Source organism: Streptomyces sp. NPDC012827, assembly GCF_042900905.1.
Classification (GTDB): domain Bacteria; phylum Actinomycetota; class Actinomycetes; order Streptomycetales; family Streptomycetaceae; genus Streptomyces; species Streptomyces gulbargensis.
In genome coordinates, this window is sequence record NZ_JBIBBY010000016.1 from 20268 (window position 1) to 35825 (window position 15558).

A 15558-nucleotide genomic window follows, 5' to 3' on the forward strand; every position below is an offset into this window, starting at 1 on the left:
CGACCGGACCCGCGACGGTCCACGGGCCGGTTCCCGACTCTGCGCCGGGGGTGCGGCCCGCGCTGGCGGAATCACGGCATGGCGTTGCGGGGCCGGCCTTGCCCGTGGCCCCCTCCGGTCAGTGTCGGTCCACCGCTCGTACCGAGTGGCTGAAGATCCACGCATCCCCCGGGGACGGCCGTCCCAGGTCGCTAGTGTGTGGGCCCGTACACGAGGTGAGGGGGAGCCCATGCGGGCGGATACGGTCGACCTGCGGCGGATTTTCGGCAAGGACGTCCGCTACACCGTGCCACTGTTCCAGCGGCCCTACGTCTGGAACCGCGACGACAACTGGTCGGCTCTCTGGGAGGACATCCGTCGTGCGGTCGAACGGGCCGAGCGCGCGGCACGCACCGGGGACACGGTGGCGCCTCACTTCCTCGGTGCCGTGGTCTTCGACCAGACGCCCTACCCGTCGTCGAACCTGGAGACCCGCCAGGTCATCGACGGCCAGCAGCGTCTGACGACGCTCCAGCTGTTCCTGTTCGCGGCCCGGCTCTCCGCCACCTCGCTCGAACACGAGCGCTCGGTCCGGTTGTTGCGGAAGTTCCTGGAGAACGACCAGGACCTGTTCGACCGGGACAAGAACCCCGATCACCTCTACAAGGTCTGGCCGACCAACGCCGACCGCGACGAGTTCAGGGCCGTGATGGCAGGACAGCCCGGACACGGGCGGCTCGCCGAAGCCGTCGCCTACTTCCGGCAGGAGATCGACACCTGGGTGGCCGAAGCTCCCCTGCCCGGTGAACGGCTCGACGCGCTGGTGCAGACGATGCGGGAACACCTGCGCCTCGTCGTCATCGACCTGGAGAAGCACGACGACGCCCAGGTCGTCTTCGAGACGCTCAACAGCCGCGGGACCCCGCTGGAGCACGCGGACCTCATCAAGAACCTCCTGTTCCGCAACGCCGAACACGCCGGCGCGGATGTGGATCGGCTCTACGCCACGTACTGGGCCCCGTTCGACCAGGACGAATGGCGCTCCGAGCAGACCACCGGCCGTATCACCCGCAGCCGTCTCGACGTGTTCCTGACGTACTGGCTCACGATGCGCAGCCGGCGCGAGTTCACCACGTCCGCCCTGTTCAAGGAGTTCGAGCGCTGGCTGCTCGAATCCTCCGCGCCCACCGAGGAGGTGTTCGGGGAGCTCGCCCGGTACGCGGAGCTCTACGACGGCATCGACCAGCATCCCCTGGACGGGGTGGAGGGCCGGTTCCTGTACCGGATGAAGGTCATGCAGACGTCGACACCGATGCCGCTGCTGCTCTTTCTCTACGGGTTGAACGAGGACGTGCTGCCGCTGGACCGGCGGCTGCGGGTGATTCGCGCCCTCGACAGCTACCTGATGCGGCGGGCGATCCTCAACCTCAGCAACCGGGACTACAACCACGTCTTCCGCGAGCTGGTCGGCGTGGCGGCGCAGCAGCCCGAATGCGCGGACGAAGCCGTCATCAAGGCACTGTCCGCCCTGCAGGGACATCACCGGCAGTGGCCCACGGACGCGGAGTTCCGTGCCGCCCTGGAGCAGGACCCGCTCTACTCCCGGCTGTACCGCCACCGGGTCCGCATCCTCCTGGAGGGCCTGGAGGACGAGTTGCGCACCGACCACACCGAGCAGCTCACCGCCCCGGTCGGGGAGCACGCCGGCGCGAAGCTCACGATCGAGCACGTCATGCCCCAGAGCTGGCGCGACCACTGGCCCGCTCGGGAGGACGACCCTCTGGAAGGCGCCGACCGGGACGAGCTGGTGCACACGCTGGGGAATCTGACACTGGTCACGGCTCGGCTCAACCCGGCCCTGGGCAACATGGCCTGGCGGGACAAGCGGCAGTGGCTCGGCGAGCACAGCCTCCTCCGGCTCACCCACGGAACCCTTCTCAATCCGCCGCCCGCCGTTGCCGTCGACGACTGGGGCGGCGGCTGGGACGAGGACCGCATCCGTGCGCGCGGAACGTACCTGGCGTCGCTGGCCCTGCGCATCTGGCCGTCGGGGGACGACCTGCTCGGCATGCCGGTCGGCTCGGCGTCGGACGGGGAGCGGGCGGAGATCCGCTGACCGGGCGCCGCGGGCGTTCACGGCGGTGACGGGACCGCCGAGGGCGCGATCGTGGGGCGTTCCTCCTTCATGCGGGCACGGGCACAGGCCGTTGCCACCGTGGCGGGTGATCTCTCCGCCCGGACCGCGTACGCGGACAGCGAGCGACACGTTCTGGTGGCGCCTCTCGTCCTGGAGGAGTGGATGCCCGCATTCCTCGCGCAGTTGGCCGCGCCCGGGGCTCAGCTCGTCCGCGCGACGGGCGGTGACGGTCCGCCCTTTACGGGTGCGCGTGACGCCCGCGTCCCACCGGTACGGGATCGACCGGGCCCCTTCCCTGCTGGTGGGAGCACCGGATCGCCTGACCCACTACGCTCCGGACATGGACGACGAGCCGCTCGCCGAGTGGGCCGAGCGCCGGGATGCGAGGATCGGGCAGCTTCGCGCCGTACCCCTTGTGACCGGCGACGGCCCGCGGGGCATCGCATCTGAACCCCGAGGCGCCCCGCGCGATCCAGCGGTGGAACGGCCATACGTGGGAGCCGCACGGCTTCGCGGTGAACCTGGCGGAAGCGAGACGCGTGCTGTTTCCCCGCTCCGAGGTCGCCCCCGCCCCTGGGGCAGCACCGAAGCTCGGCCCGGGGACCGGCAGACACCGGAAGCCGCCGTCCTGACACCTCCGCCCGTGATTCCACGAGAAAAGGCCCCTGACCTGCGGTATCGCAGGGCAGAAGCCTGGGGGCAGACGAGTCGGGCTGTACGCCGGGTTCTGTGCCCCGGGACCTCGCGGTCGTCGGGGTGACGGCCATCCATCTAGGACCGGCGTTGCCGCCGGTCTCGTGCGGTCTACCCGCGAACTCGGGCGAGCAGCCCTCGAACATTCGCGCAGGGACGCCGGGGCGTCCCCTCTTGACCTTGCTCCGGGTGGGGTTTACCTAGCCGCCTGAGTCACCTCAGGCGCTGGTGGTCTCTTACACCACCGTTTCACCCTTACCGAGGGCCGAGGCCCCCGGCGGTCTGTTTTCTGTGGCACTGTCCCGCGGGTCACCCCGGGTGGCCGTTAGCCACCACCCTGCTCTGTGGAGCCCGGACGTTCCTCGGGGGGATCCGGGGATCCCCACGCGGCCGCCCGCCCGGCTCGTCTGCCGTGCCGACCATGCTACCCGCCGTTTCGGGGCGGCCGGGCCGGGGAGCGGTGCTTGACCTTGTCGCGACGGCAGGGTTTCTACTGGGGCCATGCGGATCGGCGAGATCGCCGCGCTCGTCGGGGTGACCCCTCGGGCCGTGCGGCACTACCACCATCTCGGGCTGCTGCCCGAGCCCGAGCGGCGGGCGAACGGATACCGGGAGTACGGCGTACGGGACGCGGTGCTGCTCGCGCGGGTGCGGCGGCTGGCGGAGCTGGGGCTGGGGCTCGACGAGGTGCGGGACGTGCTCGCGGACGACGAGGGGCGGGAGCTGGTGGAGGTGCTGGAGGAGCTGGACGAGGACCTGGCGCGTCAGGAGGCCGTCGTCCGGGCCCGGCGGGCGCGGCTCGCGGAGCTGCTGGCCGAGGCGCGGGCGGGGCGGCTGACCGTTGAGGGACCGGTGTCGCCGGAGCTGACGGCGCTCCTCGCGGGGCTGGGCGAGCTGCCGGACTCCCCGATGGCCGCGAAGGACCGGGAGATCCTGGCCCTTCTCGACACGGTCCTGCCGGAGGAGGAGCGGGGCCGGCTGATGGAGCTGATGCGGCGTGCGGCCGCCGGAGCACGGGAGGTGTACGGGCTGCTCGACGCGCTGGCCGGTGCGGAGGCGGACGATCCGCGGGTCGCGGAGGCGGCCCGGGCGCTCGCGGACTGTCTGCCGGACGAGGCCGCCGGGACCGAGCTGCCGGAGGAGGGGGCGGGGGGTCTCGCGGACGCGTTCTTCGCCGACCTCTCCCCCGGGCAGGAGGCGGCGGTCCGGCTCGCGATGCGGTGGGTGCGGGAGCGGAAGGAGGGGCTGCGGTGACGGTCGGCGAAGGGCAGCGGGGGGCGGCTCCCGCTGGGCTCGGGCCCGGCACCCCGGGGCCGGAGGGTGACCCGACCGGAAGGCCCGGTCCCCGCACCCCGCCACCGGAGGGTGCCCGGCCCGGACAGCGCGGGGCCGGGGCTCCGGGGCCGGGTCCGCGTGGGCCCCTGCTGCGGGGGCTGCGGTGGGTGGCGTACGGCGTCCTGCCGGTCGAGCTCGTGCTGGCCGGCTGTCTGGTGGGCGGGGTACGGATACCGGCGGCCGTCCTCGCCGTCGCCGAGGCCCTCGTCGTGGCGCTCCTCCTGGCCGAGGTGACCGTGTGGACGCGGCTGCGGCGGCGGGGCCTCTCGCGGCGGGAGGCGGTGGGCGAGCTGGTGCCGGAGAGCGTGCTGCGGCTGATCGGGCACGAGCTGCGGCTGATGGCGAGCCTCGGCCGCTGGGTGGCGCGCCGCCCGCACGGGGTGGCGGGCGCGCGGGCGGTGTTCCCGCACGCCCGGGACCAGGCCGCGATGATGTACGGCTTCGCGTTCGTGTGCGTGGTGGAGACGGTCGGCATGTCGTACCTGCTGGCCGATCTGCCCGTGGCCCACGCCGTGGTCCTCGTCCTGGACGTGTACACGGTCCTGTTCGTCCTCGGGCTGCACGCGGCCTCGGCCACGCGCCCGCACCTGCTGCTCGGGGACGCCCTGCGGCTGCGGCAGGCGGCCCACGTGGACGTGCGCGTGCCGTGGGAGCGGATCGCCGCCGTACGCCGGGAGACGCTGTTCACGCACGAGAGGGCGGAGGGGGAGCTGAACCTGGCGGTGGGCTCGCAGACCTCCGTCACCATCGAGCTGAACGCGCCGGTGGACGCGCCCGGGCTGCTTGGCGCGCCCCGGCCCGTACGGCTGATCCGCTGTCACGCGGACGACCCCACCGCGCTCGTACGCGCCGTGGAGGAGGCGCTCACGCGGGCGCGAACAGAACCTTCGCCCGTCCAGGATCCGCCTCGGCCAGCCTGACCCGCAGCCACTCCCCGAGCGGCAGCGGGGCCGTGCCGCCCGCGACGCGGGCGACGACGGCCGGGTTCTCCAGGTGGACGGTGCCGACGGACGGCTCGCGCTCCTTCACGTCGATGACGTAGGCATCGAAGAGTTCGCCGATCCGCCCGCCGAGGAGTGCCGCCTCGACCACGTCGACGCTCTCGCGTTCGACGGCGCTCGCGCGGCGCGTGCCCATGGCCATGGTGTCGGGCAGGGCGGGCAGCGCGGACCGGACCCACTCGGGCGGTTCGTTGCCGGCGACGGCGGCCACGCACAGTTCGCCCGCGTAACGGTCGACGAGGCGGCGCAGGGGCGCGGTGCAGTGGGTGTACTCGTCGGCGACGGCGGCGTGCACGGCCGGGGTGGGGACGTGGCCGTCGGTGAAGACGGTGTAGCCGGCGCCGCGCAGCAGGGTCGTGCACTCCTGGAGGAAGGCGGCGTGGCGCGGGTCGGTGGGGTCGGCGGAGCGGACGACCTCCGCGTACGGGACGTGGTGCGGCCAGTCGACGCCGAGGGCGTGCGCGGAGCGGCGCAGCCGGGCGACGGCTCCGTCGGGGGCAGTGGGCAGGGTGCGGAGGATGCCGGTGCCGGCGGCGGTCATGAGGTCGGCGGCGGCCATGCCGGTGAGCAGGGAGATCTGCGCGTTCCAGCCGTCGGCGGGGAGCGGGGCCCGGTAGACGAGGGAGTAGCTGTCGTCGCGCGCGACGATCTCCTGCTCGGGGACGTTGAGGGAGATCCCGCCGCGTTCGACTTCGAGGGCTTCGCGGAGGCGGCCGATCTCGCGGAGCAGGGCGAGGGGTTCCTCGGCGGTGCCCGCGTCGATCTGCCGTTGCACGCCCGCGTAGTCGAGCCGGGCGCGGCTGCGGACGAGGGCGCGGCGGACGTCGGTGGCGACGCGGCGGCCCTCGGCGTCGAGGTCGATGCGCCACAGCAGGGCGGGCCGGGGTTCGCCGGGCAGGAGGCTGGCGGCGCCTTCGGAGAGGACCGGGGGGTGGAGCGGGACCTTGTCGTCGGGGAAGTAGAGGGTGAGGACCCGCCGGTGGGCCTCGGCGTCGAGGGCGCCGCCGGGGGTGACGAAGGCGGCGACGTCGGCGATGGCGTAGTGGACGCGGTAGCCGCCGTCGGCCCGGCGGGCCAGGTGCATGGCCTGGTCCAGGTCGGTGGAACCGGGCGGGTCGATGGTGAGCAGGGGCAGGTCGGTGGCGTCGTAGGCGGGCAGGCGCGGGGCCTTGGCGGCGGCCTCGGCCTCGGCGAGCACACCGGGCGGGAAGGAGTCGGGGACCGCGAGTTCGGTCCGCAGCGCGCGCAGGGCGGCCCGCAGGGGAGCCTCGGCTGCGCCGGTCACGTGGAGAGGGCGGCGGGGCATGGACCGAGCGTAGGGGGCGGAGCGGGGCGTGGCACCTCGGCGGGGTGAGGGAGTTGAGGAACAGCGCCGTGGAGCCGTACCCGGACGGGGGTGGCCGCGTCCCGGAGGGGCGGTGGGGCGGGGGGCGGGGTGGCACCTCGTACGCTGGCTGTCCGGGGCCGCACCCCCGTTTCCCCCCGTACGAAGGAGAACCACCGTGCTCGTGCTGTTGCCGCCCTCCGAAGGCAAGGCGTCCTCGGGGACCGGAGCGCCACTGAAGCCGGAGTCGCTGTCGCTGCCGGGGCTCGCGGAGGCGCGGGCGGCGGTCCTGGACGAGCTGGTCGAGCTGTGCGCTGCGGACGAGGAGAAGGCCCGTGAGGTGCTCGGCCTGAGCGAGGGGCTGCGGGGCGAGGTCGCGAAGAACGCGGGGCTGCGGACGGCGGGCGCGCGGCCGGCCGGGGAGATCTACACGGGCGTGCTGTACGACGCGCTGGGGCTGGCCACGCTCGGCGCGGCGGCGCGGGAGCGGGCCGAGCGGTCGCTGCTGGTCTTCTCGGGGCTGTGGGGCGCGGTCCGCGTGTCGGACCGCATCCCGTCGTACCGCTGCTCGATGGGCGTGAAGCTGCCGGGGCTCGGGGCGCTGGGGGCGCACTGGCGGGGCGCGATGGCGTCGGTGCTGCCGGAGGCGGCCGGGGACGGGCTGGTGCTCGATCTGCGTTCGGCGGCGTACGCGACGGCGTGGAAGCCGAAGGGTGAGGTGGCGGCGCGGACGGCGACGGTGCGGGTGCTGCACGCGCCGACGCGGAAGGTCGTGAGTCACTTCAACAAGGCGACGAAGGGCCGGATCGTGCGGAGCCTGCTGGAGGCGGGGGCCGAGCCGGGGTCGCCGGCGGAGCTGGCCGGGGCGCTGCGGGAGCTGGGGTACGTGGTGGAGGAGGGCGGCAGGGCCGGGGCGCTGGACGTGCTGGTGGACGAGATCCACTAGCGCGAACACCAGACGCCGTTGCGTCCTGCGCAACGGTCATTGCAGGTTTCGTTCACCGTGGGCAGGATGGGGCCATGACGAGCGTCTTCGACCTTGCCCCGGAAGCTCCTGTCGTCCCCGTGGTGGTGATCGAGGACGTGGCCGACGCGGTGCCCCTGGCCCGCGCCCTCGTGGCCGGGGGCCTGCCGCTGATCGAGATCACGCTGCGCACGCCGGCCGCTCCGGACGCGGTGCGGGCGGTGGCGGAGGAGGTGCCGGAGGCGGTCGTCGGCGCCGGCACCGTCGTGACGGCGAATGCCGCAGCGGCGGCGGTCGGCGCGGGTGCCCGGTTCCTGGTGAGCCCCGGCTGGACCGAGCGGCTCCTGGGCGCCCTCGAGGACTCCGGCGTGCCGTTCCTGCCGGGGGTGTCCACGGCGTCGGAGGTCGTCGCGCTCCTGGAGCGGGGCGTGGAGGCGATGAAGTTCTTCCCCGCGGAGGCGGCGGGCGGCGTGCCGTATCTGAAGTCCCTGGCGGGCCCGCTCCCCGGCGCCCGCTTCTGCCCCACCGGCGGCATCTCGCCCGGCTCGGCCCCCGCGTACCTGTCCCTGCCGAACGTCCCCTGCGTCGGCGGTACGTGGATGCTCCCGCCCGACGCCCTCGCGGCCCGCGACTGGTCCCGTGTCGAAGCGCTGGCACGGGAGGCGTCGGGGCTGCGCGGGGCGGTGCCCGCCGGGGGGTGACGGGCGGGCCCTACCGCAGGTGCGAGGTGTCGTTGAGGAGCCGTACGGAGGCGTTGCCGTCGGCGTAGTACGCCACCGCCGAGAGCGCCGCCGCCGACAGTTCCATCCGGAACAGGGACTCCGGCGGGGCGCCGAGGGCCAGGCGGATCAGGGTCTTGATCGGGGTGACGTGCGAGACCACGAGGACCGTGCGGCCCGGGTACGCGGCGGTCAGCCGGTCGCGGGCGGCGGACACGCGGCGGGTGACGGCGGCGAAGCTCTCGCCGCCGCCGGTGGGGGCGGCCTTCGGGGACGACAGCCAGGCGTCCAGGTCCTCCGGGTACCGCTCCCGGACCTCGGCGAAGGTCATGCCCTCCCAGGCCCCGAAATCGGTCTCCCGCAGGCCCTGCTCGACGCGCACGTCGAGGCCGAGGCGGGCCGCCACGGCGGCAGCGGTCTGGCGGCAGCGGGTGAGCGGGGAGCTGACGATCTCCTGGACGGTGCCGCGCGCGGCGAGCGCGGCGGCGACGGCCTCGGCCTGGCGCAGGCCCACCGGGGACAGTTCGGGGTCGGAGCCCCCGCTGCCCGAGAACCGCTTCTCGGGCGTGAGCGCCGTCTCCCCGTGCCGCAGCAGGACGAACGTCGCGGGCGCACCCATGTCGGGCCCGCCCGTCCAGCCCCGCCGGTCGTCCGCGACGATGCCCGCCGGTACGACGGACGGGCGCCGCGTCCGGGCATCGGGCGCCTGCGCCTTGCCCGCCTCGGCCTCGAAGTCCCCTGCGGCGGGGGAGGCGGGCGGGGTGACGGGGGCGCTCGCGGCGCCCGGGGCCGGAGCGTACGGCGCCGTCGCGTGTCCGGTGGGCCGCAGGGCTTCGGCCCCGAAGAGGCCCTCGTGCCCCGCGTCGGCGCGGGTCGCTCCGGAGACGGGGGCGGGCGAGGACCCGGTGTCCGGCTCCGTACCGAAAAGGCTCTCGGTCCCGCCCTCCTCCGGCGTCGCCCGGCGGGTCGCCGTGAGGGCCGCGCGGGCGCGGGCGGCGCCGGCGGTGGCGTCGCCGGGCGGGCCGGCGGGGGGCGGCGCCGCCGCGTTGCGGGCGGCGGCGGCGTCGAGGGCCGCCGTCGAACCGGAGGGCTCCCAGCAGCGGCCGGCCCGGCCGGCGTCCATGGCCTCGTTGGCCAGACGGTCGGCGTGCTTGTTCCGCTCGCGCGGGATCCACTCGTAGCGGACCTGGCCGGCCGGGAAGATCCGGGCGGCCTCCGCGGCGAGCGGCTTCATGTCCGGGTGCTTGATCTTCCAGCGGCCGGACATCTGCTCCACGACCAGCTTGGAGTCCATCCGGACGTGCACCAGGGCGTCCGGGAACAGCGCGCGGGCCGCCTTCAGACCCGCGACGAGCCCCCGGTACTCGGCGACGTTGTTCGTGGCGACGCCGATGTACTCGGCGGCCTCCGCGAGGGTCTCGCCCGTCGCCGGGTCGAGGACGACCGCGCCGTACCCGGCGGGCCCCGGATTGCCCCGGGAACCGCCGTCGGCCTCGACCACGAGCTCGCGCATTACAGGCCGGACTCCGCCGTGCGGACCAGGATGCGGCGGCAGTTCTCGCAGCGCAGCACCACGTCCTTCGCGGCGGCGCGGACCTCGTTCACCTCGGTGATGTTGAGCTCGATGTGGCAGCCCTCGCACTTGCGCTGGTAGAGGCGGGCAGCGCCGACACCGCCCTGCTGCTCGCGCAGCTTCTCGTACAGCTTGAGCAGGTCGGCCGGGACGGACCCGGCGACGAGCTCGCGCTCCTTGGTGACGGTGGCCACCTCGGCGTCCAGCTCGGTCTCGGCGGCGTCCCGGCGCGTGGTGGCGTCGTCGACCTTGGCCTGGACGGCCTCGACCCGGCCGGTCAGCTCGGTGACGCGCTCCTGCGCGGACTCGCGGCGCTCCATGACCTCCAGGACGATCTCCTCCAGGTCGCCCTGGCGCTTGGCGAGCGAGGTGATCTCGCGCTGGAGGTTCTCCAGGTCCTTCGGGGAGGAGACGGCGCCGGAGTCGAGCCGCTGCTGGTCGCGGGCGGACCGCTGGCGGACCTGGTCGACGTCCTGCTCGGCCTTGGTCTGCTCGCGGGCGCAGTCGCTCTCCTCGGTCTGCGCGGCGACGAGCAGGTCGCGCAGCTGGGTGAGGTCCTTGGTGAGCGCCTCGATCTCGGCGTGCTCGGGCAGCGCCCGGCGCTTGTGCGCGAGCTGCTGGAGGCGTACGTCCAGGGCCTGGACGTCGAGGAGGCGGATCTGGTCGGCGGGCGCGGCGTTCAGTTGGGGGCTCCAGGAGAGGTGTGGTGGGAGGACCAGGGGTCGGTGACCGTCTTCGAGACGTGGACGCGCAGGTCCCAGCCGTGACGGTCGGAGATCTCGTCGAGCTGGGCGGCGGCCTGCTCGCACCAGGGCCATTCGGTGGCCCAGTGGGCGGCGTCGACCAGTCCCAGCGGGGAGTGCTGCGTCGCCTCCGAGACCGGGTGATGGCGCAGGTCGGCGGTGAGGAAGGCGTCCACACCGGCGGCCCGTACGGCGCCGAAGAGGCTGTCGCCGGAGCCGCCGCTGACGGCGACGCGGCGCACGGTCATGCCCGGGTCGCCGGCGACCCGGATGCCCTGCGCGGTGGCGGGCAGCCGCTCGGCGGCGCGGGCGGCGAACTCGCCCAGCGTCTGCGCGCGGTCGAGTTCGCAGATCCGGCCGAGGTTGTTCTCGGGGACGAGGGGGCCGGTGACGCGGAGCCCGAGGGCGCCGGCGAGAGCGTCGGAGACGCCCGGATCGGCGGTGTCGGCGTTGGTGTGCGCGACGTGGAGGGCGATGTCGTGCTTGATGAGGCTGTGGACGACGCGGCCCTTGAAGTGGCCGGCCGCGACGGTCGTCGTCCCGCGCAGGTAGAGCGGGTGGTGGGTGACGATCAGGTCGGCGCCGAGGGCGATCGCCTCGTCGGCGATCTCCTGGACGGGGTCGACGGCGAACAGCACGCGGCCGACGGGGGCGTCGGGGTCGCCGCAGACCGTGCCGACGGCGTCCCACGTCTCGGCCCGCTCGGGCGGCCAGAGGGCGTCGAGTGCGGCGATGACTTCAGACAGACGGGGCACGGGGGAAAGGCTACCTGTCCTCCGCGCCCCGCCGTTCTGGCCTGTGGAAAAGCACCCGGCCGCCGGGCCCCGCGCCCGGGAGCCCCGAGCCGGTCCCGGAGGTCCGGTCCCGGAGGTCCGGTCCCGGAGGTCCGGGCCCGGGGGCCCGGCGCTCCCCCTCCCCCTACTTCTTGACGAGGTCCGCGCGCAGGTCGTCCAGGACGCTGTTCGCGGCGGTCACGCCGAGGCCGAGGTACCAGGTCTCGTCGGGGACGTCCTTGGCCCGGCCGGCCTTGACGGCCTTGAGGTTCTTCCAGAGCGGGTTGGCCTGGGCGGCGTCGCGCTTGGTGGCCTTCGGGTCGCCGTACACGCCGGTGAAGATCCAGTCGGCGTCGGCCTCGTCGATCTTCTCGGGGCTGATCTCCGCGGCCAGCTCGTCGATCTGCTGGTTCTTCGGCCGGGGCAGGCCGGCGTCCTCCAGGATGGTGCCGATGAAGGAGGCCTTCGCGTACAGCCGGATCTTGCCCGGAAGGTAGCGGACCATGGAGACGGTCGGCCTGTTCGGGCCGATGTCCGTGCCGAGCTTCTTCGCCTTGGTCTCGTACGCGGCCAGCGCGGCCTTCGCCTCGGCGGTCCTGTCGAGGGCGGCGGCGTTGAGGAGGTAGTTCTCCTTCCAGGTGAAGCCCGGGCGGATGGAGAACACGGTCGGCGCGATCTTCGACAGCTCGTCGTACTTGTCGGCGGCGCGGAGCTGGCTGCCGAGGATGAGGTCGGGCTGGAGGTTGGCGATGGCCTCCAGGTTGAGGTTGTTGATGGTGCCGACGGACTTGGGGGCGCCGGCGTCCTTCTTCAGGTAGCCGGGGATGCCGTCGTCGCCCTCGGAGGGGGCGTAGCCGACGGGCTGGAAGCCGAGCGAGACGACGTTGTCGAGCTCGCCGACGTCGAGGACGACGACCCGCTTGGGCGCCGTCTTCAGCTCGGTCTTCCCCATGGCGTGGGTGAGGGTGCGCGGGAACTGGCCCGGCTTGGCCTCGGTGCCCATGGCCGCCGTCTTCGCGGCGGCGTCGCCGAAGTCCTTGCCACCGGTGGCGACGTCCTTCTTCTTGGCCGTGTCCTCCTTCTTGGCCGGGTCGGAGGCGGTGTCGCCGCCTCCGCAGGCCGCGAGGGAGAGCGCGGCGGCGAGGGCGACGGCTGCGGCGGTGCCGCGGCGGCGGAAGGACATGGGCGGGGCTCCTCTTCCGGTACGTGGCGCCCGGGCGGGTGCCGGCGCGCGGTCCGGCCGGCCGCGCGCCCCGGCTCGGGCGGGCGGACCTCCGGGCGCGCGGGCGTACGCCGGGCTCACGAGGCTGTCAGCGGAGCCACAGGGTCCGCTTAGGGTCGCCTTACCTTACGTACCTTCTCCCCCATCAGCACAACCAGCCCCCTCCTCTCAGTCGAATCACCGGACGGCCACCCTTATGTGTGAAGTGACCCTGGTCGTGTTGTTCGGCAGGAAGTGCGAAAACTAGCTTCGTGGCTGGAGGTGACGAGTCGATGACAGCGTGTGCCATCGAGACCACGGCCGAGGACGACGATCACGACGGGGACCGTGCCCCGGGTGCGGGATGGCCGTCCGGGTTCACCATCACGGCGAACGGTGCCTACGCCGCCAGGCTCGCGGGCGCCGGGGACGCCCTGTACGCGGAGCGGTGGACCCTCGACGGCCCGGAGCCCTACGCCGTACCGCTCCCCCTCGGTCAGCCGGAGGAACGCGGCACGCAGCTCCTGCCCCTGGCGGACGGCCGGGTCCTCGTCGCCCGTCGCGTGGACGGGCGGCGGAACACGTTCTCGCTGCTGTACCCCACCGGCCCCGGCACCGGAGAGCTTCAGCTGGGCGCGGTCGAGGCGCCCGGTTCCGAGGGGCTGATCCTGCTGCCGCCGTCGCCGGACGGCATCTGCGCCTACGCGATGTGCGTCGGCCCCGAGACGACGACACTGTGGCTGGTGGCGGGCGGGGCGTTCGGGCCCGAGCAGGTCGCCGAGGTGCGCGGCCACTGCTCGGGCGGGGTCTGGCTGGACCGTACGGGCCGGATGCTGGCCCTGGACCGGCGGCTCGGCGGCGGCCCCGTGAAGACGGTGGCGGTCGACCTGGAGCGGGGCGGCGAGGTGACGCCGCTGCTCCAGATCACGGAGGACAGCAACGACCGGCTGCTGCTCGCGGACCCGGAGAGCGGACTGCTCCTGATCCGCTCGGACGCGCCGTCGCCGGGCCACGAGCGGCTCGGCTGGGGCGTCCTGGGGAGTCTGCTGCCGGTGCGCTTCCCGGAATGCCTGCGGCTCGACGACGCGGCGGTGACCCCGTTCGCGGTGCAGCCGGGGCAGGTGCTGATGCCGGAGAGCTGCGCGGTGGCGCTGCGGATCGACGCGGCGGCCGGGAGCTGGGTCGGGGTCTGGAAGCCGTCCTCCCGCCGGATGCGGCAGCTGGCGGCGCCGGCCGGCTGGCTGGCGGGGGCAGGCCTGTGGACGGCGGAGGGGGTGCTGCGGCTCCCGTACGCGACGCCCGGGGCACCGTGCGGACTGGCCGCCCTCACGGTGCCGCCGGAGCCCGCTCCGCAGCCGGTCGTGGTGGTCGAGGAGCCCCGGGTGTGCCGCCCGGTGCCTTTGCAGCAGGCTCCCCTGACGGACCGTAGGCCCGCTCGTTAGACTCCGGGCCGCACCACAAGATCGATTGCTACGGGGTGAGTTCCACCATGTCGGAGAGCATCAGCACGGACGGGCAGGAGCGGCACGGCTCCGGGAAGCACCGCGGTCAGGCCGCGCCGGTCGAGGACTCCGCGTCCTCGCCGCACGGCCGCCACCGCCGTGAGCCCGACGCGCAGGCGCGCTGATCCCGCGAGGGGAGCGGGACGAACGAGGGGCCCCGGGAGCCGATGGCTTCCCGGGGCCCTTCGCCGTACGGACAGGTCCCCACCCGCAGGGCACCGGCAAGCGGCGACCACCCGGAGCCCGCGACGCAGCGGCCGTCGGAATTTCCTTGACGGCGCCCCCTCCCCGCCGTATTCTCAGATTAGCCAGATGAACAAAACTTGGAGGCATTCGTGAGCGTCATCATCCGCGTCGCCATCCCCGGAGTCACCGTGCAGACCAGGACGGTCGGTGAGGACCTGCACATCGACATCACTCCGGAGGAGGCCCCGGACACGTCCGCCACCCAGACCACCCCGGGGGGCCTGGCCCCCATGATCGAGTCGGGTGACCTGCGCGTCGGCGAGAAGCTCTACTGGTCCCGTCCGCGCCTGGGCGTGCGCCACGAGGCGACGGTCCTGGAGAACGGCTGGATGTCCTTCGAGGGCAAGCCCTACCGCACCCCGTCCGGTGCGGCCGTCGCCGCGGCAGGGTCGCAGGCGGACGGGTGGACCGCCTGGCGCCGGGAGCGGGACGGCGTGATCATCGGGTCGCTGCGCCACTCCTCGTGAGCACCCCGCTCCGCGCTTCCGTGCGTCGGGTTGCCGAGGTGCTCGGGACTCGGAGCGGCGGCCGGCCTGCGGGCGGAGGTTTTCGGCCGCCGCTCAGGACCACGTCTCCGGGGCCGGGCCGAAGGCGCGGCGGGCGGAGCGGACGGTGAGGGTGGCGAGGGCGGCGTTGGCGCCGCCGCCGATGACGGCGCCGATGCCGAAGGGGGCGACGCGGCCGAGGACGATGATGCCCTGCTTGGTGCCGTACTTGGTGACGAAGTTCCTGCCGAGGATCGCGTTGATCCGGCGCAGCGTCTCGACCGGCACCTTGGCGACGACCTGCCGGCCCCAGTGCTGACCGGTCCGCTCGGCGACCTTGGTGATGGTGGTGGAGCCGCTGCCGCCGAGGAGGACGCCCAGGACGATCGTGCGGCGGCGCTCGATCTCGTCGAGGGAGACGCCGTGGACGTCGGCGACCGAGAGGGCGAAGAGGGCGCTCAGTTCGAGGGAGGAGAGGGCCTCGCCGGCCGAGAGGGCGAGGGAGACGGTCGTGCCGACGCCGGGCGCGGCGGCGGCCCCGCCGACCGCGGCGCCGGTTCCGGCCAGGGCGCTGACGTACATCCGCTCCAGGGTGCGGACGACCTGTTCGGGGGTGGCGTCCGGCCTGCGCTGCCGGGCCCGCTCGATGTTCCTGCGGACCAGGGGGCTCTGGAGGTCGATCGCCTTGTCCACGAGGCCCAGCACACGCCGTCCCGGGCCCGAGGCCTCCGCAGCGAACCCGTCGTCGACACCTGCCGCCATGGCCGCAACTCCCTTTGTCCGCCCGCCTCCACGGCGGTCGCGACGATCTTATGATCACGAGGGCGCGTTCGTGCGGGCTTCCGCCGATCGGGTGGTGGGGCCGTCCCCCGTCGCGGAGGAT

General features: G+C 73.9%; 15 protein-coding genes, 1 other RNA gene and 2 pseudogenes. 11 read left to right on the forward strand and 7 right to left on the reverse strand.

Annotation, left to right across the window (positions count from 1 at the left end):
• Positions 1 to 229: 229 nt before the first annotated feature.
• The 4 genes and pseudogenes from ACFY60_RS28770 (at position 230) to ACFY60_RS28785 (ending at position 2748) form a co-directional block, all read left to right on the forward strand.
• On the forward strand, positions 230 to 2095 hold the full coding sequence (locus ACFY60_RS28770) for a DUF262 domain-containing protein (RefSeq protein WP_388608236.1): 1866 nt from the start codon (positions 230 to 232) through the stop codon (positions 2093 to 2095).
• A gap of 27 nt (positions 2096 to 2122) precedes the next feature.
• Positions 2123 to 2347, forward strand: a pseudogene (locus tag ACFY60_RS28775) (methyltransferase); the annotation flags it as partial.
• A 109-nt stretch (positions 2348 to 2456) separates the two neighbouring features.
• Positions 2457 to 2507, forward strand: a pseudogene (locus ACFY60_RS28780) (hypothetical protein); the annotation flags it as partial.
• 79 nt (positions 2508 to 2586) lie between these two features.
• Entirely contained in the window at positions 2587 to 2748 is a 162-nt protein-coding gene (locus tag ACFY60_RS28785) for a DUF6087 family protein (RefSeq protein ID WP_388609186.1), read from the forward strand.
• A gap of 68 nt (positions 2749 to 2816) precedes the next feature.
• On the opposite strand, the gene rnpB is transcribed toward ACFY60_RS28785, so the two are convergent.
• Positions 2817 to 3215, reverse strand: an RNA gene (rnpB, locus tag ACFY60_RS28790) — RNase P RNA component class A.
• A gap of 95 nt (positions 3216 to 3310) precedes the next feature.
• Between rnpB and ACFY60_RS28795 the strand changes: the two genes are divergently transcribed.
• Both ACFY60_RS28795 and ACFY60_RS28800 read left to right on the forward strand, forming a co-directional pair.
• On the forward strand, positions 3311 to 4063 hold the full coding sequence (locus ACFY60_RS28795) for a MerR family transcriptional regulator (protein ID WP_388608237.1): 753 nt from the start codon (positions 3311 to 3313) through the stop codon (positions 4061 to 4063).
• Positions 4064 to 4251: 188 nt separating this feature from the next.
• Complete coding sequence (locus tag ACFY60_RS28800) at positions 4252 to 5064, forward strand: hypothetical protein (RefSeq protein WP_388608238.1); 813 nt, start codon at positions 4252 to 4254, stop codon at positions 5062 to 5064.
• Here the strand turns inward: ACFY60_RS28800 and ACFY60_RS28805 are convergent.
• Positions 5009 to 6451 (reverse strand): RNB domain-containing ribonuclease, encoded by a 1443-nt coding sequence (locus tag ACFY60_RS28805; RefSeq protein ID WP_388608239.1) that lies wholly within the window; start codon positions 6449 to 6451, stop codon positions 5009 to 5011. The genes ACFY60_RS28800 and ACFY60_RS28805 overlap by 56 nt on opposite strands.
• Positions 6452 to 6647: 196 nt before the next feature.
• Here ACFY60_RS28805 and yaaA point away from each other — a divergent pair, with 196 nt between their 5' ends.
• Together yaaA and eda are read left to right on the forward strand one after the other, a co-directional pair.
• Positions 6648 to 7415, forward strand: a complete 768-nt coding sequence (gene yaaA / locus ACFY60_RS28810) for a peroxide stress protein YaaA (protein WP_309053200.1) — start codon at positions 6648 to 6650, stop codon at positions 7413 to 7415.
• A gap of 74 nt (positions 7416 to 7489) precedes the next feature.
• Positions 7490 to 8134 (forward strand): bifunctional 4-hydroxy-2-oxoglutarate aldolase/2-dehydro-3-deoxy-phosphogluconate aldolase, encoded by a 645-nt coding sequence (gene eda / locus ACFY60_RS28815; protein WP_388608241.1) that lies wholly within the window; start codon positions 7490 to 7492, stop codon positions 8132 to 8134.
• 10 nt (positions 8135 to 8144) lie between these two features.
• Here the strand turns inward: eda and ACFY60_RS28820 are convergent, their stop codons facing one another.
• The 4 genes from ACFY60_RS28820 to ACFY60_RS28835 all read right to left on the reverse strand — a co-directional run bounded on the left by ACFY60_RS28820 (position 8145) and on the right by ACFY60_RS28835 (position 12424).
• Entirely contained in the window at positions 8145 to 9665 is a 1521-nt protein-coding gene (locus ACFY60_RS28820) for a bifunctional RNase H/acid phosphatase (RefSeq protein ID WP_388608243.1), read from the reverse strand.
• Entirely contained in the window at positions 9665 to 10408 is a 744-nt protein-coding gene (locus ACFY60_RS28825; protein WP_388609187.1) for a zinc ribbon domain-containing protein, read from the reverse strand. Before ACFY60_RS28825 ends, ACFY60_RS28820 begins: the two co-directional genes overlap by 1 nt.
• Complete coding sequence (locus tag ACFY60_RS28830; RefSeq protein ID WP_388608245.1) at positions 10405 to 11223, reverse strand: Nif3-like dinuclear metal center hexameric protein; 819 nt, start codon at positions 11221 to 11223, stop codon at positions 10405 to 10407. The genes ACFY60_RS28825 and ACFY60_RS28830 overlap by 4 nt, the downstream gene beginning before the upstream one ends.
• Before the next feature lie 163 nt (positions 11224 to 11386).
• Positions 11387 to 12424: an ABC transporter substrate-binding protein gene (locus ACFY60_RS28835; protein WP_388608247.1), complete on the reverse strand. Its 1038-nt coding sequence runs from the start codon at positions 12422 to 12424 to the stop codon at positions 11387 to 11389.
• A 311-nt stretch (positions 12425 to 12735) separates the two neighbouring features.
• Between ACFY60_RS28835 and ACFY60_RS28840 the strand changes: the two genes are divergently transcribed.
• From ACFY60_RS28840 to ACFY60_RS28850, 3 genes are all read left to right on the forward strand, one after another.
• Complete coding sequence (locus ACFY60_RS28840; protein WP_388608249.1) at positions 12736 to 13884, forward strand: hypothetical protein; 1149 nt, start codon at positions 12736 to 12738, stop codon at positions 13882 to 13884.
• A 47-nt stretch (positions 13885 to 13931) separates the two neighbouring features.
• Complete coding sequence (locus ACFY60_RS28845) at positions 13932 to 14069, forward strand: hypothetical protein (protein ID WP_309054059.1); 138 nt, start codon at positions 13932 to 13934, stop codon at positions 14067 to 14069.
• 210 nt (positions 14070 to 14279) lie between these two features.
• Positions 14280 to 14657 (forward strand): hypothetical protein, encoded by a 378-nt coding sequence (locus tag ACFY60_RS28850; protein WP_388608251.1) that lies wholly within the window; start codon positions 14280 to 14282, stop codon positions 14655 to 14657.
• 93 nt (positions 14658 to 14750) lie between these two features.
• Here ACFY60_RS28850 and ACFY60_RS28855 read toward each other — a convergent pair whose 3' ends face one another.
• A complete protein-coding gene (locus ACFY60_RS28855; protein ID WP_388608253.1) occupies positions 14751 to 15437 on the reverse strand; it encodes a hypothetical protein in 687 nt (228 codons plus the stop codon).
• Between the last annotated feature and the right edge of the window lie 121 nt (positions 15438 to 15558).